Origin of the sequence: Acinetobacter boissieri, assembly GCF_900096955.1 — a bacterium.
In the GTDB taxonomy this organism is placed as follows: Bacteria; Pseudomonadota; Gammaproteobacteria; order Pseudomonadales; family Moraxellaceae; genus Acinetobacter; species Acinetobacter boissieri.
In genome coordinates this window covers 226,120-246,686 of the sequence record NZ_FMYL01000003.1, presented here as the reverse complement: position 1 = coordinate 246,686, position 20,567 = coordinate 226,120, and the positions used below count along the sequence as shown (strand labels likewise).

The window sequence follows — 20,567 nt, the reverse complement described above, 5'->3', positions numbered from 1 at the left end:
TTTATAAAAGGTATTTTTATGTCACTTCACCCACAAAAAATTATTATTGATACAGACCCAGGCCAAGATGACGGCGTTGCTATTTTGTTGGCACTTGCAAGCCCGGAGTTAGATATTTTAGCATTAACGACAGTTGCTGGAAATGTACCTTTGGCATTAACACAGCGTAATGCACGTATGATTTGTGAGTTGGCTAAGCGTACCGATATGAAAGTGTTTGCAGGCAGTGATAAACCGCTGAAAAAGCCACTGGTGACTGCAGAAAATGTTCATGGAAAAACAGGTTTAGATGGTATAGAGCTCCCTGAGCCAACCATGCCATTGCAAGAGCAACATGCTGTTGACTTTTTAATTGAAACTTTTCGTTCAGCACCCGAAAAAAGCATTACCTTATGCACACTTGGGCCAATGACCAATATTGCACATGCACTCATACAAGCCCCTGATATTGCTTCACGTATTAAAAATATTGTACTGATGGGTGGTGGTTTTTTTGAGGGTGGAAATATTACGCCGTCTGCTGAGTTTAATATGTTTGTAGATCCAGACGCAGCTAAAGTTGTTTTCAGTGCAGGTATTGATTTAACTGTAATACCTCTAGACGTCACTCATAAAGCCATGACCAATGCACAGTGGATTAAAGACCTACGTGGTATGCATACAAGTGTTGGTGAAGCTGTTGCTGCGTGGACTGACTTTTTTGAACGTTACGATAAAGAAAAGTATGGCTCAGAAGGCGCACCATTACATGATCCATGTGTGATTGGATATTTACTACGTCCAGACTTATTTTCAGGACGTCATATTAATGTTGAAATTGAAGCAGATAGTTCACTGACTGCAGGCGCAACAGTTGCAGATTGGTGGGGCGTGACAGATCGTAAAGCGAACGCATATTATTTAAATCATATTGATCGTGATGGTTTCTTTGAGCTATTGACCGAGCGTTTAGGTCGTCATGCCTAATAGTTACTCTATGAAGTAATATGACCACTACTTTTATTGAAACACCTAGTGTATAAATAAAAGTAGTAGGTTTTGCTCACAGATTCTTTTTTATCTGTGAAAGTGGTTATACACTTTCAATGGTATCACTTAAACCAATAAACTGTTTTTCAATGGGCGTAAATTGGTGCTCAGCACGTGTAATTAAATACAAGCCAATATTGCGATATGCTTCAGGTGCTTCTGTGTAATATTCAATTTTAAATTTAGCAATTAGAGATTTAGCAATCATAGAAATGCCCATGCCCAGCTGTGTAAATTGTACAAGCGCATCATGGTCGTAAATATGTGTGAGTTCACCTTTTTCAATGCCGTAATCTGTATACATACGTTTTAACGTTGTTGCATAACAACACGCTTCTGATGCTAATAAAATATTCTGTTTATTTAAACCCTCTTTTAATGTTTGGTGGTTCATTAGACTTTTTCCAATAATAACCAGTTGATCATTACATTTATGAATATACTGTAGGTTCTTCTGTGTTGGGTAGCCTAAAACATAACCAATATCTAAATGTCCTGCTAAAATTTCATCTTCAATATGACTGGTAGAGCCTGTTTTAATATTGATGGAAATATTGGGGTACGCTGTATAAAGTTGCTCAAATGGTGAATAAAAGCGCATGCTACCCAAGCTAGTATTGGTACCAAAACGTAAATAATGTTCTTGTTGATAGATTTTATTTTCAGTTTCCTCCCAAGTGAACATCATTTTTTTGTACTGCTTATATAAATGCATGCCTGAGTCGGTGAGATCGACGCCTTTGGGTCTTCTAATGAAAAGTTGCTTCTTATAATGGTTTTCAATCTTTTTTATTTTTGCAGTCATATTTGATTGTAAATAATTGAGCTTATGCGCAGCAGCAGTAATGCTTTTTAATTCAGCAACGGTAATAAAAGATTTGATATCACTGATGTCTATATTCATGATAAATAGCCCATTATAGAATAACTTTAAAATGCTTTTTTAAGCAGGCATCAAAAAAAATGATGTATACATTAAAACATAGCATTATTCATGATGTTATTTATTTTTTAAACTGATGTGAATTGATAAAGGTTGAGTGAATGACGATGAATATTCGAGTGATCAGTGCAATTGCGCTTTTATGCTTGGTTTGGGGCTCATTGTGGGGATTGGTTAAGCACATTTTGCATGTATTCCCGCCTTTTTTATTTATTTCAGTGCGTTTAATCTTGGCTGGATTAACATTGATGATTGTTCAGTGTATTTTAAAAAGATCAATCTTACCTAAAGCCAATGAGTGGCCACGTTTAATTATTTTAAGTGCTTTGCTGTGTTTTGGTTTTTACGCAACACAAACATTTGCCATGCAATTTGTAGACTCTGGTTTATCTGCTGTATTGGTATTTACCATGCCTATTTTTATTGCAGTTTTAGCACATTATATTTTACATGAGCATCTCACTCGTCAGAAATTATATGGCTTAATATTAGGAACGTTAGGGTTAATTGCAATACTGTGGCCACAATTACATCATCTTGCATTTAATGTATCACTACTTGGACAAGTGATTTTAATCCTGTCTGGTTTTTTTTGGGCAATATCAACCATTTATATTAAAAAGTACTTTGCAAGCTATGACAAAATTAAATTGACCATATGGCAATTTTTGATAGGTGGAGGGGTTATTTTTATCTTTGCTTTAATGTTCGAGCCTGTAAATTTAAAGATTTGGTTTGATACGTCAAATGATTTAGTACTGTTTTATATTTCTATTATTGGAACAGGCTTTGCATTTGCTTTATGGAATTGGATTGTGAGTCAGGTCGATACTTTTATTGCATCCATTTCTATTATGTGTATTCCAATTTTAAGTCTATTTTTTGGTTCTGTGATCTGGCATGAGAAATTAACGACAAATATTATTATTGGCGCAATTTTTATTTTAATGGGAATTTTGCTGAGCTCGTTGAAAAGAAAGACCAGAAATACTCATCTAGAACAAATCCACTGTCATAAATGAGTTGGTTCAGCGCCACTCATATTTAAAGTACCTATAAGCTAGTAGTGGTTATTCTGAGTTATCTGGCTTAATCAATTGTAGCTCCAAGAGTTGCTACAATTGATGATTAAAAACTATTGAACGAGAACCACCTAATATATTGAGAACAAGAATATTACATTTGAATTGTTTTAAATCTTCAACCAATCTGCCACTCTTTTCAGAGTATGGCTAAAAGAAAATATATCTTTTTAATTTAGTTATAAAGTACTTTAATTGATGGTTATATTTACAAAGCACATTCTACTCACAGTAATAAAAATCAATTGATGTATTATAAAATCTATGTATTTCAGTAACGATTTAACTTTTATTTAGATATTTTAAAAAATGATTAGATAAATCTGAGTGTGGTATATATTGGTTTTTATAGGGTTTTAAAATAAGCTTCTGAAAATATAAATTTTTAGAATAGCGAGATGTTTTATTTATAAGTGAGGGTGAAGTATGCATTTAATTTTAAAGGCTTTATCTACAGTTGCGCTCTCTATTTCTTTGCTATCATTCGCCTCAGCAGCTTCTTTACAAAATGAGGTTGATCTGCTTTCAAAAAAAGGTTGGCAGATTGGCGTATCTATTTTAGACATGGATAAGACAGTGGTTTCAATCAATGGAGATCAAAGATTCCCTTTAAACAGCACTGTAAAAGCAATTGCGTGTGCGAATGTACTGTCAAAGGTCGATGCCAATAAACTTACCTTAGATACTTCCAAAACGATTACCAAAGACAGTCTCGTTGTATATTCTCCAGTCGTTAAAAACTACGTTAATAAAAAACTTACACTGAAAGAAGCCTGTCAGATAGCGAATGCTTATAGTGATAATACTGCTGCAAATTTTATTATTTCTGAAGGGGGGGGGCCTGAAGGGCTTACGGCTTTCATGAAATCAATGGGTGACGATATTACTCGATCAGATAGATATGAACCTGATTTAACAGTAAATCCAGAAGGTGATATTCAAGATACTACGAGTGCAAATGCAATTAATTTAAGTCTTAAAAAATTATTAACAGGCCATGTGTTGTCTGAATATTCAAAAGAACAATTAAAACAATGGATGATGGGTAATAAAGTTGCAGATAATATGTTAAGGGCCGTTTTACCACCAAATTGGAAAATTGCAGACCGAACGGGTGCGAGCGATTATGGTATTAGGGGTTTAATAGCTATGGTTTGGTCAGACAACCATACCCCTGTCTTTATTAGCATTTATGTACGAAAGAATGGCTCTTCTGTTGATGAGCGATCAAAAGTGATTAAACAATTAAGTGAGCATGTTGTTAAAGAATATCTTGTCAAATAGTTCTAAGTATTTTATTACTCGTTACTACCAGTCTATTTTAGAAAAGTCTTGGATGTACCAAATAAAGCCGTATGAACAAGATACGGCTTAGGTTGTGTTAGAGTTATTTTAAATAACATGCCGTTTTATATTGATCTGTAGTGCTTTACAAAGACTTTTTTGGATTGAAAGATAAATCTTTTGAAAGATCTAAAAGATGATTGAGTGAAGTGGTTGCACCACCACATACAATAACCAATACATCAGACAGATGAGAAAACTCGACTTTTTGATCATATAATACAGATAAAGCAGCACCACAGGCAGGTTCTACTAATGTTCTGTGGTCATCTAAAAATTCAAAACAAGCCTTTAGAGCATCTAAATCAGAAACTGTTACCCCTACAATCTGCTCTTGCTGTGATAAATCAAAGGCATGTTTACAGATTTTTTTCGCAGCCAGCGTTGTTGCAATTCCTGTGACTTTATCTAGGGTAATGTGTTGTTTTTTCTGCATAGCTGTATTTAAAGATGCAGTACCTTCTGTTTCAACAGCATACACGGGGATATTGAGTTTATGTTTTTTTAAACCATGTTGTATACCTGAAAGTAAACTACCACCACCGATAGATAAAACAATGGCATCAGGCGTAACCCCATCATTGATAATTTCATCGACGATGGTAGAAATACCTTCCCATAAATAGGGGTCGTCAAAAGGGTGAATATAGATATTTTCTTCAGTGACATAAGACAACGCCAATTCATTTGCTTCAAGCCATGAATCACCATGAACAATGACTTCTGCATGATCTTTTCGCATTAATTCAATGGCAGTTTTAGAGGTTGTTTTAGGTACAATCACAGTAACAGGAATATTTAATTGATGACCGATGTATGCCACTGCAATACCTGCATTTCCACCAGAAGAACTAATAAATTTTTTTGCGCCTTGTTTTGCATACTGTGTGCATGCATGGCCAATACTTCGTTCTTTAAAAGAGCCTGTGACTTGAGAAGATTCCATTTTTAGCCAAACATTACAGCAATTTAATGCACTGAGTTTTTTGGATCGAATAAGAGGTGTTTTCATGTGTGTGACTCAAATGTAGATATTTTAACTTTAAATTATTTGACCTGAATGGTCTATTACCCATATAGATGAATTTAAGGTAAAGTATTGTTCTTTATGAAAATGTATATCTGTGTGCTGATGTGGTTACTGCTTTAGAGGATACGTAAAAATACTTTATATTCGCTCGAATGATTTAAAAAGAACAACAGTTTTTAGAGAGATATTTACTTAAAAAAGACATGATTTTTTGTATTGAGGCTATCGGTTTTTCATTTTTGCGTTATAATCAAGGCTCAATGTAAATATACGTGCGATACATGCACGGATTCAAATGGAGTATTTAACATGCAATGGACTAAACCTGCATACACTGATTTACGTATTGGCTTTGAAGTAACGATGTATTTTGAACACCGTTAATTTTTCAACGTAATACATGTAAGCCCTAGATTTTCTGGGGCTTATCTATTTTTAAAGCAGTGGTGAGTTATGTATATTTATGTTTTAGGTTCGGCCGCAGGTGGTGGCTTTCCCCAGTGGAATTGTAACTGTGAAAATTGTGCAGGTGTGAGAAACGGTACACTTAATGCCAAAACACGGACTCAATCATCGATCGCCGTGTCTGTAGATGGCATAGACTGGGTATTGTTTAATGCATCGCCAGATATTCGCCAACAACTTTTTGATTTTAAAGCAGCACAGCCTGCACGAGCATTAAGAGATACAGGTATACACAGTGTGGTGTTGATGGATAGCCAAGTTGACCACACCACAGGGCTATTAACCTTACGGGAAGGCTGCCCGATTGATGTATGGTGTACAGACATGGTACATCAAGATTTAAGTACCGGTTTTCCGCTATTTAATATGCTAAAGCATTGGAATGGTGGTTTACAGCATCAAAAAATTGATCCAACAGCCGCTTTTACTATTCCAAATATTGCAGATCTTGAATTTATCCCCCTCATTATACGCAGTGCAGCACCCCCATATTCTCCGCATAGAAATGACCCGCATGACGGTGATAATATTGCCATGATTGTGAAAGATCATCGCACACAAAAACAGCTGTTTTATGCGCCGGGTCTTGGCAAAATTGATGACCAAATCATGCAAATTATGGCTGAGTCAGATTGCGTGATGATAGATGGTACGCTGTGGAGTGACGATGAAATGCAAAGTCGTGGCGTAGGTACCAAAACAGGTCAAGACATGGGACATTTGTATATACATGGCGAAGGTGGGTCGTTGTCTTATTTAGACCAACTGCAAAAGCCACGTAAAATATATATACATATTAACAATACCAATCCGATCTTAGACGAAGACTCTACTCAATTTGCAACCTTAAAAGCCCATCAAGTCGAATTGGCTTTCGATGGTATGCAGATAGAGCTGTAATATAAGGATATATATCGCATGAGTGATTCAAAGTCAGCTTTAAGCCTAGACGACTTTAAAGATGCCATTATGGCAAAAGGACAGTATTATCATATTTATCACCCCTTTCATGTGATGATGTATGAAGGAAAGGCCACACAACAGCAGCTACAAGCATGGGTGGCGAACCGTTACTACTACCAAATTAATATTCCGCTTAAAGATGCTGCCATTATGGCAAATTGCCCAGACCAACAGGTTCGCCAATCTTGGATTCAACGTATGATTGATCAAGATGGTGAATATCCAGATGGTGGTGGGCGTGAAGCATGGTTACGTCTCGCCGAAGCAGTTGGACTGACACGTGAACAAGTTATTTCTGAAGAGCTAGTATTGCCAGGTGTACGCTTTGCAGTCGATGCTTATGTGAATTTTGCACGTAGAACCACATGGAGAGAGGCGGCCAGTAGTTCACTCACAGAACTTTTTGCACCACAGATTCATCAGTCACGCTTAGACTCATGGCCAAAACACTATCCTTGGATTAGTGAACAAGGCTATGACTATTTCCGTTCTAGACTCAGTCAAGCACGCCGTGATGTAGAGCATGGCTTGACCATTACTTTGGATTCATTTACCACCTATGAATCGCAACAACGCATGCTAGAGATTTTACAGTTTAAACTTGACATACTATGGTCTATACTTGATGCGTTGACGCTTGCATATGTGCATCAACAGCCTCCATATCACAGCGTGACGGATCAAGCTGTATGGCATAAAGGATTATTTAAATGAGCCAATTCAATACCCAAATTATTCCTGTATGGCAACGTGGCTACCGCTTCCAATACGAGCCATCGCAACAGGCATATATTATTTTATACCCTGAGGGGATGATTAAACTGAATGAAACGGCATCAGCGATTGGTCAGCATATTGATGGCGAACGTTCGGTGGCAGATATTATTGCTTTATTAAAACAGCAATTTGGTGATATCGCTGACATTGATAAAGATGTCACAGATTACATGTTGGTTGCAGAAAAAGAAAATTGGATAAAACTTTCTCATGGCTGAAGTTGGTTTACCGTTATGGTTGCTTGCGGAGTTAACCTATCGTTGCCCATTACAATGTCCGTATTGTTCTAATCCGTTAGAATTTGCATCGATGCAAAATGAGCTTACTACAGCACAGTGGTTTGATGTGTTTAAAGATGCACGGCAAATGGGTGCAGTACAGCTTGGTTTTTCGGGTGGTGAACCTTTGGTTCGTCAAGATTTACCACAGCTGATTAAATACGCACATGATTTAGGGTTTTATACCAACCTTATTACCTCTGGTTTGGGGCTTAATGAAGAGAAAATTGCACAATTTCAGCAAGCAGGGCTTGATCATATTCAGGTGAGCTTTCAAGCCAGTGACCCTGTCATTAATGATATGTTGGCAGGGTCTAAAAAAGCCTTTGAAAAGAAAAAGCAGATTGCTAAATTAGTCAAAAAATATGAGTATCCAATGGTGCTCAATTTCGTGATTCATCGGCATAATATTGACCAAATTGAAGAGATTATTCAGCTTTGCATTGAACTTGAAGCCGATACAGTGGAGCTTGCCATTTGTCAGTTTTATGGTTGGGCGTATTTAAACCGCCAAGGGTTACTCCCGACTAAAGCACAGCTTGAACGTGCAGAGCGAATTACCAATGAGTATCGTGCCAAGCTCAAAGCCGCCAATAACCCGTGTAAGCTGATTTTTGTAGTGCCTGATTATTATGAAGAACGTCCTAAAGCATGTATGAATGGTTGGGGAAGTATTTTCCTTACCATTACCCCTGATGGTACAGCTTTACCGTGCCATGCTGCCAGACAGCTTCCAATGCACTTTCCAAATGTCAAAGATCAACCTTTGTCTGATATTTGGTATAAGTCGACAGGGTTTAATCACTTTAGGGGTGATGCATGGATGCCAGAGCCGTGTAGAAGCTGTTCTGAAAAGAAAAAAGACTTTGGTGGTTGTCGTTGCCAAGCCTTTATGCTGACAGGCGATGCTGCAAATACAGACCCTGTATGTTCTAAGTCTGAACATCATCATATGATCATTCAAGCCCGAAAAGAGAGTGAAAAACAGTTGGCTTTGTCTGAGTTGACCTTTAGAAATAAAAAGAACTCCAAGATGATTTTGGTTTCTAAAGGCTAAGCAGGGTAGCGTATGGTTTTTGATGGTCATAATGATTTACTGGCACGGTTATGGCTGTCATCACACCCTGATCCTGTAGGTGCATTTTTAAATCAGACTTTAGATGGGCACATAGATTTACGCCGTTGCCAACAAGGGCGCATGCTTGGTGGTTTGTTTGCCATATTTGTGCCACCATTTGACTATGTGAAAGCCAATGCGCCACATAAACTCATGCAGTGTTTGCCTGATCAGACGGACTATATTGCCATGCAACGCTATGATATTTGCATGGCTCAATTTGAATATGCAAGGCAGATTGAGCAAAGGTCACAAGGCCAAGTTAAAATTTGTCGGAGCATGGCAGATATTAATGCATGTATGCAGAACAAATCTTTAGTAATGGTATTGCATTTAGAAGGGGCAGAAGCCCTGACCGAGTTATCACAACTTGATGCATGGTATGATTTGGGCTTACGGAGTGTTGGCTTAGTTTGGAATCAGCCATCACAGTTTGGGCATGGCTTACAGGCCAAGTTTCCACATTCACCGAATACAGGTTTAGGCTTAACAGCACTTGGCGAAGCATGGGTATTAGCGTGTGAAAACAGGTCGATGCTGGTTGATGTTTCGCATATGAATGAACATGCATTTTGGCAAACGCAGCAACTGTTAACACAGCCGATGGTTGCGACACACTCTAATGTCCATAGACTTTGCCCACAAGCCCGTAACTTACTCGATACTCAGTTAAGTGCGATTAAAGCAAGTGGTGGTGTGGTTGGGGTAAATTTTGACACTGCCTTTTTGCGATCCGATGGCAAGCGTAACAAAGATACGCCGTATCAGGTGATGTTTGCACACTTTGATTATTTACTTGAACATCTAGGTGAGCATGGTGTGGCTTTTGGGTCAGATTATGATGGTGGTTTTATGTCTAGCTACTGGCCATCGGTCGACTATTTTCCATACCTCATTGATGCTTTATGTGATTATGGTTATTCTGATGCACGTATCGAAAATATATGTTATCAAAATTGGCATGCCGTGTTAAATAAGATTTGGAAATCATAAAAAAAAGCCCATATAGGGCTTTTTAAGTTAATAAATATATTATTCTTCATTACTCATGGCTGAGTAAAATTTAACCCCAAGTTTAATACGTTCACGTCCCTGACTTTTACGGAAACGATTGGTATCTCTTAATGAGTAGACGCAGCCACAGTACTCTTGTTGATAGAATTCTTCTTGTTTACTAATTTCAATCATACGACTTGAGCCACCGCCTTTACGCCAGTTGTAGTCCCAATAGGTCATGTCTGGATAATGAGAGGCAGCACGTTCACCACAGCCATTAATTTGCTTCATGTCTTTCCAACGAGAAATACCCAGTGAGCTTGAAATTACTGGAAAGCCATGCTCATGTGCATACAGTGCAGTGCGTTCAAAGCGCATGTCGAAACACATGGTACAACGAATACCTCTTTCTGGTTCATTTTCCATGCCTTTTGCACGTTCAAACCAGTTGTCTGTGTCATAATCACAGTCAATAAATGGAATATTATGTTTTTCTGCAAAGCGAATGTTTTCCTCTTTGCGAATCAAATATTCTTTTACAGGATGAATGTTTGGATTATAAAAAAAGATTGAGAAATCAATACCAGATGCGATAATCGCTTCCATCACTTCACCAGAGCATGGTGCACAGCAAGAATGAAGCAATAATTTATCTGCCTTATTTGGCAATTCTAACTTGGCTCTTTGCATAAAACTAACAAAACAATTGGCTGGAAATAGCCATGTATTATACGAGAAAAAATGATTTTGTATGTTTGTTTTTTATACACTAAGCATTTTTGAATGCTTAGTGTATGGTTGATGATACTCAAAATGGCTTTTTTACTGTTCAGCCCAAGGTGCTATTGTTACACTATGATGGTTCATTTAGATTAAGTTTGCGTATGACACAGCCATCTGCTAGAAAAAGTTTTGTAGAAATGAGTTTAAAACTCGTTCATAGCTACATGGGTTTTTTTATTGCACCGTTTATTTTTATTGCTGCACTGACAGGCGTGCTGTATGGCTTAACCCCTCAGTTTGAAAACTATCTTTATCAGCGTCATACACAAGTCACTTCAATAACGGATTCAGCACACCTTTTAAGTGAGCAAGTGGGTCGGGCACAAAAGGCATTACCTGCGGGGGCGCATATTATGGAAGTTCGCCCTGCAAGTACAGATCACACAACCACCCGAGTGTTGTATATGGATGATCAGTCACCTGATGACATGACCGCTATTTTTATTAACCCCTATACTTTGGCATTGCAAGGGCGTACACAGGTTTATGGTAAAAGTGGTGTATTTCCTGTCAGAACTTTTCTAGATCACTTACACCGTGATTTACTGTTAGGAGAATATGGCCGTATTTATAGTGAATTAGCTGCCAGTTGGTTGGGGCTTTTTGCTATAACAGGTTTTTGGCAATGGTTACGAAAAAAATCATTATTAAAAAATAAAGATTCTAAGTCAGCAAAGATTCGTTGGCATATTTGGCTTGGGCTGTGTGCATTGCCCATGATGCTGTTTTTTTCTATAACGGGGCTAACGTGGTCTAATTGGGCAGGGACTAATATTGCACAGATACGCCATATGTTTAATGGCGATACACCCAGCTTAAATATCAGTTTAAATACAGCCGTTCAATCATCTGTATCACAGCAACATGCGGAACATCAGCAATCACATACTCATCGTGTGGCCCAGTTTAGTATAGATGAGCTTAAATATTTTGATGAGATTGTGAAAACAGCACGTTCAAATGGTTTAACGGCCTCAGCACTTCGTATTATTCCGAGTGATGATATTCACTTACGGGCATGGAGCGTACAAGAATTACAACATACTTGGCCAACAAAAGTAGATGCTTTGGCTGTAGATATGCGCAGTACAAAAGTAGTGGATCAAACACGTTTTGCAGATTATCCGTTGTCTGCAAAGCTGACACGTTGGGGGGTCGATCTACACGTAGGAATGTTATTTGGTTGGATGAATCAACTGGTATTAGTAGTTAGTGCCATACTTATTTTAGTTGCCATTATTTTTGCTTACGCATCTTGGTTTAGTCGATTAGGGTTTCAAGCCATTTTTATGGGTTTTCATCAGCATATTGCGTATTGGTATCGTTCGGGGAGTTGGCTACAACTTAGTAGTATAGTTGTGGTTGTTATTCTTTCATATTGGCTGATTCCAATCTGGACGATAAGTTTAATCGTAATGCATGTATTGGCTTTGGGATTATATGCGATTGCGCAGTTGAAACAAAAAAAGACCAAAGTGTGAGGCTTTAGTCTTTGAGTTGGTCTACTTAAATAGTCTTAAACAGTAAAGTCATCGCCTAAATACACCTCACGTACTGTAGTATTGGCAAGTACTTCCTCAGCTGTTCCTTCCGCAATCACAGCGCCTTCACTGACAATATACGCTTTTTCACAAATTGCCAGTGTTTCACGTACATTATGGTCAGTAATTAAAACGCCAATACCACGATCTTTTAAATTTTGAATAATATCTTTAATGTCACCGACTGAAATTGGGTCGACCCCAGCAAATGGTTCATCAAGTAACATAAATTTAGGATCTGCTGCTAAAGCGCGTGCGATTTCTGCACGTCTGCGCTCCCCCCCAGACACACTCATACCTAACGAATCTTTAATATGTGTAATTTTAAAGTCTTCAAGGAGCGTTTTAAGGCGTTGCTCACGTTGGGCTTTATTTAACTCTTTCTTAGTTTCTAAGATGGCCATAATATTTTCGCCAATGGTGAGTTTGCGAAAAATGGAGGCCTCTTGTGGTAAATAGCCTAAGCCTTTACGAGCACGTTCATGCATCGCAAAGTGGGAGAGGTCTTGGTCATCTAAATAAATTTCACCTTTATCCATGCGAACAAGGCCAACCACCATATAAAAGCTGGTGGTTTTACCTGCACCATTGGGCCCAAGTAGGCCCACAATTTGTCCACTTTGCATTTCAAAAGACACATCTTTGACCACCCAGCGTTTGCTATAGTTTTTGGCAAGGTGTTTAATCTTTAGTGTTTGCACATGTTGGTTCATCGATTTACGGCTCCTGGTGCAACTTGAGAGCTGTTAGCAGGGATGGTAATTTGCACACGACCTTGGTTTTGAGACGCACTGGTTGACGTGGCTGTCGTACCACCTATGCGATCACCAACTGCTTCAATATCACCTCTGTTCATGCTATAGCGTAACGTTGCGCCACGAATACTGGCACCGTTTTGGTCAACTGTTGCATTGCCTGTGAGGGTAATAATTCCTGTATCTGCACTATATACAATTTTCTGTGCTTGACCTTTTGCTGTTTTATTTGCATCGGTTTGCTGTTGAAAACGTGCAGGTGAACCTGTGGCAGAGACTGTGCTGATTTGGCGTGCTTTATTCAGCTGAGCAGTGACCGCTGTTGCTTGTAGCTTCATTGTGCCTTGTTCAATTACAACATTGCCTGTATAGGTTGTAAGCCCTGTTTTTTCATTATATGTTGCTTTATCTGCAACCAATGAAATGGGTTGGCTACGGTCACTTGGGAGTGCAAAAGCGGTGAGTGGCTGCACCAATAATGCACTAAGTAAAGCGATTTTTAATCCTATTTTACGCTGAAATAACGGTGTATTAAGGTGCATATTTGCCTCGAATATTAAAAAATTCATATTGACCCGAATTTAGATCTGCTTTTAAGCCTTGGCTTGTAAAATGGCCCTGTGGCGAGTCAACTTGAATGGTTCGATCTGTCTGTATAGTTTTCTTGTCTGGGTATCCAGTCAGTTCGGTCGTGTGGAAAATCATATCACCCTGAGGGGTTGCTTTTTGAGCAACAACTTGGTCTTGTAAAACAACTTTTTCATTGTTGTTGTAAGCTATTGCTTTGGGTGCCGTGTAAATGGTGTCTTCTTTACCTGCAATATATGTCGTGGCTTTTAATGTATGCAGTTCGGTCATGGCCGTTTGTTGGTTTTGTTGGGCTTGTTCAACAGACGCGCGTACAGAAACCATACCTTCGGTATCGCTTTGAGTGAGTTTCACATCGTTAGCAGAAAAACTCATTTGTGATGAGCTATCGCTGTCGAGTTTCTTGCCTTTACCACTAAAATAGTAGTAGCCACTGCTGAACGTAGCAATGATTAAAGCAATCATATATATGTTTCTGGTTTCCATAAGCTCTGTTTTAAGCAAGTTATTGTATTAATGGGCTTGATTTAGATATTTTTCAAGTAGCTCTTGGTAAACACCTTTTGCATGTAATAGCATATCACAGACTTCACGTACTGCACCGCGACCGCCCATGGCTTGCGTGACTAAATCTGCACGTTTACGTACTTCGGTGTGTCCATTCGGTACAGTCACTTTCATGCCTGCAATTGCAAATGCAGATAGATCTGGCCAATCATCACCCATATATAAGCATTCTTGTGGTGAAATATTGAGTGTTTTACAGGCTTCTAGTAGTGCTGTGCCTTTGTCTTCACGGCCTTGATAGACTAAATCTACCCCTAAACTAGACATACGTTGGTTGACAATATTACTTTGTCTACCTGTAATAATAATTACTTTAAGACCCGCTTGTTGTGCCAGTTTCATGCCTAAACCATCGCGAATATCAAATGATTTAAGTTCATCACCTGAATTAGTGAGAGTAACAAAACCATCACTCAGTATACCGTCTACATCGAGAACAAGGGCCTGAAGGTCTCGTGCTTTTTCAAGTAAAATATAAGAGGCCATGTTAAGCAACTCCTGCTTGAATAAGGTCATGCATACTGAGTACACCAATTACTTGGTTATGTGTATTAACCACAATAAATTGATTAATTTTTTTCTCTTTAAGTTGTTCTAATGCATCTACAGCGCGCAATTCTTGGCTAATCGTACTCGGATTTTTAATCATGACTTCACTCACAGGTCGGTTAACATCAAAACCTTGTTCTTTGTCAATTAAACGTCTTAAATCGCCGTCAGTAAATACGCCAAGTAAAGTATCTTGTTCATCAACGATTGCGGTCAAGCCTAGGCGTTTGTCTGTAATTTCAAATAAAACTTGTCCCATTGGAGTATCAGGTCGTACTTTAGGGAGTTCATGTTGGGTGTGCATTAGATGTTTAACATATAGCAATAAACGTTTACCAAGCGCGCCTGCAGGGTGTGAGCGTGCAAAGTCATCTGAGGTAAAACCACGTGCATCAAGTAAAGCCACCGCAAGTGCATCGCCTAAAGCAAGTGTGGCTGTGGTGCTAGATGTTGGTGCTAGACCAAGCGGGCAGGCTTCTTGCAGTTCGCCCAGAGTCAACGCAACATCTGCATTTTGTGGCATAGGCCCTTGGTCTGTGGCGCTGATGGTAATTAAAGGAATGTTGAAGTGTTTAATGAGCGGCATAAGCATCATGATCTCATCGCTTTTGCCTGAGTTAGAGATGGCAATGACGACATCACCTTTAACTAACATCCCTAAATCACCATGACTGGCTTCACCAGGGTGCATAAAAAATGAGGGTGTGCCTGTAGAGGCAAAAGTGGCAGCCATTTTACGGCCAATATGACCAGATTTACCCATACCTGTCACAACCAGTCGGCCTTTGCACTGTAAAATAATTTCGCAAGCCTGTACAAATCGTACATCGATTTGAGTGGCTAAAATTGCCAATGCCTGCTGTTCGATATGCAAGGTTTCTAGCGCGACCTTTTTAAAGTCGATGGTATGGGGTATAAGGGAAGCCTTCAAAACATATTACCTTTGGTCATCATCTAAATTGCTATGCAGAATATGCAACAAAAACGTTTTGCATATTAGCATAAAACTGTCTAAGCAATGTTTGAAAATGTACCCAGTTGAATGAACTTTGCTTTTTTTGTGCATAACTGTTTGTGAAAAATTATGTATCAGTTATGATGAAGTATCTTTGTTTTGAAGAAATTTAAGATTTTATGCAACCATTTGTTTTATATAACTCCGAGCAGCGAAAAAAAGTTGAATTTGTACCACGTCAATCAGGGCATATCGATATTTATGTCTGTGGTATGACGGTATATGACTACTGTCATATTGGTCATGCTCGCACAGTGGTTGCATTTGACTACATTGTCCGTTTCTTGCGCAGTCAAGGTTGGTCTGTGAAATATGTGCGTAATATTACAGATATTGACGACAAAATTATTAAACGTGCCAATGAGCGAAATGAAAGCATTCAGGTACTCACAGATCGTTTTATTGATGCAATGAATGAAGATTTTACAGCTTTAGGTTGTGTTGCGCCTGATGTGTCACCACGTGCAACAGATTATATTGATAAAATGCAAAATATGATTGGTACACTGGTCAATAATGGTACGGCGTATGCTGCCAATAATGGCGATGTATATTTTGAAGTCGATCAATTTAAAAAATATGGTCGTTTATCTGGGCGAAAGCTAGAAGACATGCAAGCGGGTGCAAGTGAGCGTGTTGATGTAGAAGTAGAAAAGAAACATCCATTTGATTTTGTATTGTGGAAACGTGCAAAACCGAATGAGCCCTTTTGGCCATCGCCGTGGGGGAATGGTCGGCCGGGGTGGCATATCGAATGTTCTGCCATGTCTACATGCTGCCTAGGCAATCACTTTGACATTCATGGTGGTGGTGGTGATTTACCTTTTCCACACCATGAAAATGAAATTGCACAAAGTGAAGCTTCAACAGGTGAGCAATATGTCAATTACTGGATGCATGTTGGTTTTGTAAATATTAATGGTGAGAAAATGTCTAAGTCATTAGATAACTTTTTTACTATTCGAGAAGTGCTAGAAAAATTTCACCCAGAAGTGGTGCGTTACTTTATTACTGCTTCGCATTACCGTAGCCCAATTAACTTTTCTGATACAGCACTGAAAGAGTCAAAAACTGCACTCAGCCGTTTTTATCATGCATTTAAAGGCTATGAACAGGTCTATGGTGCATTAGCACCAACGCATCAGGCAGATGCAGACTATGTGACTCGTTTTAATGCGGCGATGAATGATGACTTTAATACGCCTGAAGCGTTTGCGATTTTGTTTGAAGTCTCTCGTGAGCTGAACCGTGCACTCAAAGAACAAATCGAGGCAGATGCTCACCGTTATTGTGCAACGCTGAGACATCTTGCAAATGTATTGTGTTTAGTTCAACACCCGATTGATGAGTTTTTACAATCGACCATTGGTCAAGAAGCCAATGGCTTGTCTGATGCAGAGATTGAAGACAAAATACAAGCACGTGTTGATGCAAAAACAGCCAAGGACTTTGCACTGTCTGATGCTATTCGAGCAGATTTACTCGCTCAAGGTATTGTGCTTGAAGATACGCGACAGGGTACAACATGGCGACGTGCGGATTAATCATTCGCTTTAGATATTAAAAAACTGCCCATTTTCGGGCAGTTTTTTAATTCATATCTTGGCTATTTTGATGTGAAGTAAATAATTATTTGTCTTTTTTAAAGGTAATAATTGAACGTGTAGTGCCTGGCCAGTTTGGCATTTGACGCCACGGCGTCAGCACATTCAGCGTATCATCAGCGTTCAACTGAAATTCTCGGCACTGTTGAGTACCCACCCATTTAGGGTTCCAAGCTGCTTCAACATCAGTACACCATTGGTTCCCTTTAATTGACCATTTCCCTGTATATGCAATCACTGAGTCAAGCAGCGCTGCTTTTTCTGCATCTGTTTTGGCATTGGTATTTCGATTATCGCCTGTAAGCACAAAGTTAATTCGATGATCTGCGGTAAAAATCACGCGTCCTGTAGGATGCTCCCCCATAGCAGGGATAAATTTATGCGTGGCTTGGTCTTCTACTTTATAGCTTTGTAGCACCCAAGATCCTTCAATTGATGCGGGAGTCGTTGTTTCTGCTGCAAATACATGTGTACTCAAACAGGTTAAAGACATTAGTGTGGAAGATAGAATTTTATTGAATGAAAACATAATTTCCCCGAGGTGTTAAAAAATGAAGATTTTAAAAATAGAAAGTTGATGATTTTACGATCAAAAATGCTTTGGTTTCTCTAAAGTTGGCATTTTTGTATATTAAATCACATACATTGTAATTAAATTTTTATAAAAAGTATCTGTTTTTATTCGAGTTACTTTAATACTGTTCGATTCTTTGCAGTGTTCTCATTTATCTATCTTATTTTACGACTTCTTGTCTTACATAAACCACGATGATTTAAAATTATAGTACAGATTATTTTAATCTTATTTGTTTTTGATGAAAAAAGTCATAGATAATAAAAAATAGTTCACTAAACTTCATGTATGTTTACTTATTGTAAGTAAGATTCTTTAGCGTCGTGTCTTATGTATGTTTTTGAGTACAAAAATAGGCGCATCTCACTTTAGCTGAATTTAGGCCATAACAATGAAAAGTTTAATTCAATCTATGCATTGGAAAATGTGGGGATATTCATCAGTACTTGTTTTATGCCCAACGCTTTATGCCCATGCGGCACAAGATGTACAACAATTGCAACCTATTGTTGTGAATAGTGATACTGCTAATACCACAAAATATGCAACAAACAGTACTGAGTTAACAGGTTTTAGTGGGCTTCAATTACAACAAACACCTGCATCATTGTCGAGTATTACTGCAGGGATTATTGCAGATCAGCATGCAAAAATTTTAACTGATGTGGTTAAAAATGATGCTTCTGTTGGAGATGGTTATGCAGCTATAGGGTATTACCCAAACTTTATGGTTAGAGGGTTTTCTTTAGACACGGCATCAAGCTATTTAATTAATAATAATGTGGTACGTGGTGAGCAAAATATCGCTTTAGAAAATAAAGAACGAGTTGAAATACTTAAAGGTATTTCTGCAATACAAAGTGGTATGTCTACACCTGCAGGTGTGGTGAACTATGTGACTAAACGCCCTAAAGATATTAAAACCATAACTTTAGATCTAGACCAATATGGCGATCGTACAGTCTCTACAGACTTAGGTGGTTTTTTTGGCTCGGTAGATCAGCTTGGTTATCGTCTAAATTTGGCGCAAGAACGCCTGCACCCTTATGTAGAACAGAGTAAAGGTGAGCGTTACTTTGGTAGCTTGGCTTTAGATTGGAAAATAAATGATCAATCTAGTCTGGCTTTTAATATTGAGTCACAACGTCAACAACAGCGTTCTGTACCAGGTTATCAATTATTAGATGGTCAGATAGTTCCACAGAATATAGATTGGTCTAAATTATTGGGCTACCAAAGTTGGAGTAAGCCTGTCACTAATAAAAGTTTAAATACAGACTTAACTTATTATTATCAATGGTCTGAACACTGGAAAAGCAGTTTAACTGCTTCACGCAGTAAAGTGGTCATGGATGATTATTCAGCTTTTCCATATGGCTTTTATGCCAATGGTGACTATGATGTATATGACTACCGTAGCCCTAAAGATACGTATGTGACGAATCAAGTGAAAGCACAGCTTGAGGGGGAATTTACTACAGGTGTCATAAATCACCACACTGTTTTTGCAGTGTCTGATTTAGGAAAATCACGTACTCGCTATAAAGGAATTAATGAGTATGTGGGTACAGCCAATATTTATCAAAATAATACAGATTTTGAACCTTCAGCAAAAACCAATTTAGGTGCACGTTACAAATCTCTAGACAGTAAACAGCTTAGCCTGTTGGCTTCAGATTTAATTGACTTAAATAGCCAGTGGTCAGTGTTATTGAGTGGCCGTTGGATTCACTTAGATGAGCAAGCTTACAAAGCAAAAGGTTTAGTACGCTCAACAAAATTGGATCAATTTTTACCACAGGGCGCGATCATTTATAAACCGTCAAGTACGACGACACTATATGCAAGCTATGCGAAAGGCTTATCTGATGGTGGTACTGCGCCGTGGTATACCAATAATGATGGCGTGACTTTAGCCCCTCGTCACGCGACACAGTATGAGTTAGGTCTCAAACAACAATTGAATCAGGCTTTATTTAGCTTATCTATTTTTGATTTAAAGCAAGATAATCAATACAGCAAAGCCAATACAGATGGTTCGCTCGATTTTGTGCAAGAAGGCAAGCAACATAATCGTGGTGTGGAAGTATCTGTGAGCGGTCAACTCTTTGAGCGTTTAGATCTAAGCACGAGTATGAGTTATACCAAAGCACGTTTGCAGAATGTGAGTGATGTAAGTTATCAGAACCATCAAATACAAAATGTACCGACATGGCGTTTTGCAACTTATCTTTCTTACACTTTGCCTGTGTTCGATGATCGTTTGCGTATGCTTGCAGGAATGCAAAATAGCGCTACTAAATATGCCAATAGAGCAGGTACAGTGAAAGTTGCAGGGTATAGCGTATTTAATGTAGGTGCCGCATACACTGCTAAACCGTTTGGATACGATACAGATATTCGCTTAAATGTAAATAATGTATTTAATAAGCAATATTGGCGAGATGTCGGTGGATTTATGGGCGATGATTATATGTTCTTAGGTAATCCACGAACAACTCAGTTATCTGTTACGTTACACTTTTAATTATTTTCTTGCTGTAAATAACCCCATTTGCGTGCGTCGC

21 protein-coding genes are annotated in these 20,567 nt (G+C 38.5%); 12 read left to right on the top strand and 9 right to left on the bottom strand.

Going from position 1 to position 20,567, the window contains the following annotated elements; translation table 11 throughout:
- Positions 1–18 precede the first annotated feature (18 nt).
- Positions 19–966 carry a nucleoside hydrolase gene (locus BLS38_RS04735; protein ID WP_092747180.1) on the top strand — a complete coding sequence of 316 codons (948 nt, stop codon included), beginning with the start codon at positions 19–21 and terminating at the stop codon, positions 964–966.
- A gap of 106 nt (positions 967–1,072) precedes the next feature.
- Here BLS38_RS04735 and BLS38_RS04730 read toward each other — a convergent pair whose 3' ends face one another.
- Entirely contained in the window at positions 1,073–1,933 is an 861-nt protein-coding gene (locus tag BLS38_RS04730; protein WP_092747179.1) for a LysR family transcriptional regulator, read from the bottom strand.
- A gap of 146 nt (positions 1,934–2,079) precedes the next feature.
- On the opposite strand from BLS38_RS04730, the gene BLS38_RS04725 reads away from it, so the two are divergent.
- Complete coding sequence (locus BLS38_RS04725) at positions 2,080–2,994, top strand: DMT family transporter (RefSeq protein ID WP_092747269.1); 915 nt, start codon at positions 2,080–2,082, stop codon at positions 2,992–2,994.
- A gap of 486 nt (positions 2,995–3,480) precedes the next feature.
- The gene (bla, locus tag BLS38_RS04720; RefSeq protein WP_092747178.1) at positions 3,481–4,338 is read left to right on the top strand and encodes a class A beta-lactamase; all 858 of its coding nucleotides are present in this window, start codon (positions 3,481–3,483) and stop codon (positions 4,336–4,338) included.
- Between the two features lie 145 nt (positions 4,339–4,483).
- Here bla and BLS38_RS04715 read toward each other — a convergent pair whose 3' ends face one another.
- Entirely contained in the window at positions 4,484–5,410 is a 927-nt protein-coding gene (locus BLS38_RS04715) for a pyridoxal-phosphate dependent enzyme (RefSeq protein WP_092747177.1), read from the bottom strand.
- A 327-nt stretch (positions 5,411–5,737) separates the two neighbouring features.
- On the opposite strand from BLS38_RS04715, the gene pqqA reads away from it, so the two are divergent.
- From pqqA to BLS38_RS04685, 6 genes are all read left to right on the top strand, one after another.
- On the top strand, positions 5,738–5,812 hold the full coding sequence (gene pqqA, locus BLS38_RS04710) for a pyrroloquinoline quinone precursor peptide PqqA (protein ID WP_081401732.1): 75 nt from the start codon (positions 5,738–5,740) through the stop codon (positions 5,810–5,812).
- Positions 5,813–5,881: 69 nt separating this feature from the next.
- A complete protein-coding gene (pqqB, locus tag BLS38_RS04705) occupies positions 5,882–6,793 on the top strand; it encodes a pyrroloquinoline quinone biosynthesis protein PqqB (protein WP_092747176.1) in 912 nt (303 codons plus the stop codon).
- 18 nt (positions 6,794–6,811) lie between these two features.
- Positions 6,812–7,570: a pyrroloquinoline-quinone synthase PqqC gene (gene pqqC / locus BLS38_RS04700; RefSeq protein WP_092747175.1), complete on the top strand. Its 759-nt coding sequence runs from the start codon at positions 6,812–6,814 to the stop codon at positions 7,568–7,570.
- Positions 7,567–7,851, top strand: a complete 285-nt coding sequence (gene pqqD, locus BLS38_RS04695) for a pyrroloquinoline quinone biosynthesis peptide chaperone PqqD (protein ID WP_092747174.1) — start codon at positions 7,567–7,569, stop codon at positions 7,849–7,851. The genes pqqC and pqqD overlap by 4 nt, the downstream gene beginning before the upstream one ends.
- Complete coding sequence (gene pqqE, locus BLS38_RS04690) at positions 7,844–8,968, top strand: pyrroloquinoline quinone biosynthesis protein PqqE (protein WP_092747173.1); 1,125 nt, start codon at positions 7,844–7,846, stop codon at positions 8,966–8,968. The genes pqqD and pqqE overlap by 8 nt, the downstream gene beginning before the upstream one ends.
- A gap of 12 nt (positions 8,969–8,980) precedes the next feature.
- Entirely contained in the window at positions 8,981–10,021 is a 1,041-nt protein-coding gene (locus BLS38_RS04685) for a dipeptidase (protein ID WP_092747172.1), read from the top strand.
- Between the two features lie 39 nt (positions 10,022–10,060).
- Here the strand turns inward: BLS38_RS04685 and BLS38_RS04680 are convergent, their stop codons facing one another.
- Positions 10,061–10,714 (bottom strand): epoxyqueuosine reductase QueH, encoded by a 654-nt coding sequence (locus BLS38_RS04680; protein ID WP_092747171.1) that lies wholly within the window; start codon positions 10,712–10,714, stop codon positions 10,061–10,063.
- 104 nt (positions 10,715–10,818) lie between these two features.
- Here BLS38_RS04680 and BLS38_RS04675 point away from each other — a divergent pair, with 104 nt between their 5' ends.
- A complete protein-coding gene (locus BLS38_RS04675; protein ID WP_244518177.1) occupies positions 10,819–12,288 on the top strand; it encodes a PepSY-associated TM helix domain-containing protein in 1,470 nt (489 codons plus the stop codon).
- Between the two features lie 35 nt (positions 12,289–12,323).
- Here the strand turns inward: BLS38_RS04675 and lptB are convergent, their stop codons facing one another.
- From lptB to BLS38_RS04650, 5 genes are read right to left on the bottom strand one after another with little or no spacing between them, the layout of a single operon-like run.
- Positions 12,324–13,061, bottom strand: a complete 738-nt coding sequence (lptB, locus tag BLS38_RS04670; protein WP_092747170.1) for an LPS export ABC transporter ATP-binding protein — start codon at positions 13,059–13,061, stop codon at positions 12,324–12,326.
- Positions 13,058–13,645, bottom strand: a complete 588-nt coding sequence (lptA, locus tag BLS38_RS04665; protein ID WP_092747169.1) for a lipopolysaccharide transport periplasmic protein LptA — start codon at positions 13,643–13,645, stop codon at positions 13,058–13,060. Before lptA ends, lptB begins: the two co-directional genes overlap by 4 nt.
- Positions 13,635–14,177 carry an LPS export ABC transporter periplasmic protein LptC gene (lptC, locus tag BLS38_RS04660; protein ID WP_092747168.1) on the bottom strand — a complete coding sequence of 181 codons (543 nt, stop codon included), beginning with the start codon at positions 14,175–14,177 and terminating at the stop codon, positions 13,635–13,637. The genes lptA and lptC overlap by 11 nt, the downstream gene beginning before the upstream one ends.
- Before the next feature lie 27 nt (positions 14,178–14,204).
- Positions 14,205–14,744 carry a KdsC family phosphatase gene (locus BLS38_RS04655; RefSeq protein WP_092747167.1) on the bottom strand — a complete coding sequence of 180 codons (540 nt, stop codon included), beginning with the start codon at positions 14,742–14,744 and terminating at the stop codon, positions 14,205–14,207.
- Position 14,745: 1 nt separating this feature from the next.
- A complete protein-coding gene (locus BLS38_RS04650; RefSeq protein ID WP_092747265.1) occupies positions 14,746–15,723 on the bottom strand; it encodes a KpsF/GutQ family sugar-phosphate isomerase in 978 nt (325 codons plus the stop codon).
- A 218-nt stretch (positions 15,724–15,941) separates the two neighbouring features.
- Between BLS38_RS04650 and cysS the strand changes: the two genes are divergently transcribed.
- Entirely contained in the window at positions 15,942–17,366 is a 1,425-nt protein-coding gene (gene cysS / locus BLS38_RS04645) for a cysteine--tRNA ligase (protein ID WP_092747166.1), read from the top strand.
- A gap of 85 nt (positions 17,367–17,451) precedes the next feature.
- Here the strand turns inward: cysS and BLS38_RS04640 are convergent, their stop codons facing one another.
- A complete protein-coding gene (locus BLS38_RS04640; protein WP_244518175.1) occupies positions 17,452–17,955 on the bottom strand; it encodes a lipocalin-like domain-containing protein in 504 nt (167 codons plus the stop codon).
- A 436-nt stretch (positions 17,956–18,391) separates the two neighbouring features.
- Between BLS38_RS04640 and BLS38_RS04635 the strand changes: the two genes are divergently transcribed.
- Complete coding sequence (locus BLS38_RS04635) at positions 18,392–20,527, top strand: TonB-dependent siderophore receptor (RefSeq protein ID WP_244518173.1); 2,136 nt, start codon at positions 18,392–18,394, stop codon at positions 20,525–20,527.
- Positions 20,528–20,567 lie beyond the last annotated feature (40 nt).

Coding starts and splice junctions, on each gene's coding strand:
- BLS38_RS04635 (WP_244518173.1), top strand. CDS start 18,392: ATGAAAAGTTTAATTCAATCTATGCATTGGAAAATGTGGGGATATTCA.
- BLS38_RS04715 (WP_092747177.1), bottom strand. CDS start 5,410: ATGAAAACACCTCTTATTCGATCCAAAAAACTCAGTGCATTAAATTGC.
- BLS38_RS04640 (WP_244518175.1), bottom strand. CDS start 17,955: ATGTTTTCATTCAATAAAATTCTATCTTCCACACTAATGTCTTTAACC.
- BLS38_RS04680 (WP_092747171.1), bottom strand. CDS start 10,714: ATGCAAAGAGCCAAGTTAGAATTGCCAAATAAGGCAGATAAATTATTG.
- pqqE (WP_092747173.1), top strand. CDS start 7,844: ATGGCTGAAGTTGGTTTACCGTTATGGTTGCTTGCGGAGTTAACCTAT.
- BLS38_RS04655 (WP_092747167.1), bottom strand. CDS start 14,744: ATGGCCTCTTATATTTTACTTGAAAAAGCACGAGACCTTCAGGCCCTT.
- cysS (WP_092747166.1), top strand. CDS start 15,942: ATGCAACCATTTGTTTTATATAACTCCGAGCAGCGAAAAAAAGTTGAA.
- BLS38_RS04735 (WP_092747180.1), top strand. CDS start 19: ATGTCACTTCACCCACAAAAAATTATTATTGATACAGACCCAGGCCAA.
- pqqB (WP_092747176.1), top strand. CDS start 5,882: ATGTATATTTATGTTTTAGGTTCGGCCGCAGGTGGTGGCTTTCCCCAG.
- BLS38_RS04730 (WP_092747179.1), bottom strand. CDS start 1,933: ATGAATATAGACATCAGTGATATCAAATCTTTTATTACCGTTGCTGAA.
- BLS38_RS04725 (WP_092747269.1), top strand. CDS start 2,080: ATGAATATTCGAGTGATCAGTGCAATTGCGCTTTTATGCTTGGTTTGG.
- lptC (WP_092747168.1), bottom strand. CDS start 14,177: ATGGAAACCAGAAACATATATATGATTGCTTTAATCATTGCTACGTTC.
- lptB (WP_092747170.1), bottom strand. CDS start 13,061: ATGAACCAACATGTGCAAACACTAAAGATTAAACACCTTGCCAAAAAC.
- pqqC (WP_092747175.1), top strand. CDS start 6,812: ATGAGTGATTCAAAGTCAGCTTTAAGCCTAGACGACTTTAAAGATGCC.
- BLS38_RS04675 (WP_244518177.1), top strand. CDS start 10,819: ATGGTTGATGATACTCAAAATGGCTTTTTTACTGTTCAGCCCAAGGTG.
- pqqD (WP_092747174.1), top strand. CDS start 7,567: ATGAGCCAATTCAATACCCAAATTATTCCTGTATGGCAACGTGGCTAC.
- BLS38_RS04685 (WP_092747172.1), top strand. CDS start 8,981: ATGGTTTTTGATGGTCATAATGATTTACTGGCACGGTTATGGCTGTCA.
- lptA (WP_092747169.1), bottom strand. CDS start 13,645: ATGCACCTTAATACACCGTTATTTCAGCGTAAAATAGGATTAAAAATC.
- bla (WP_092747178.1), top strand. CDS start 3,481: ATGCATTTAATTTTAAAGGCTTTATCTACAGTTGCGCTCTCTATTTCT.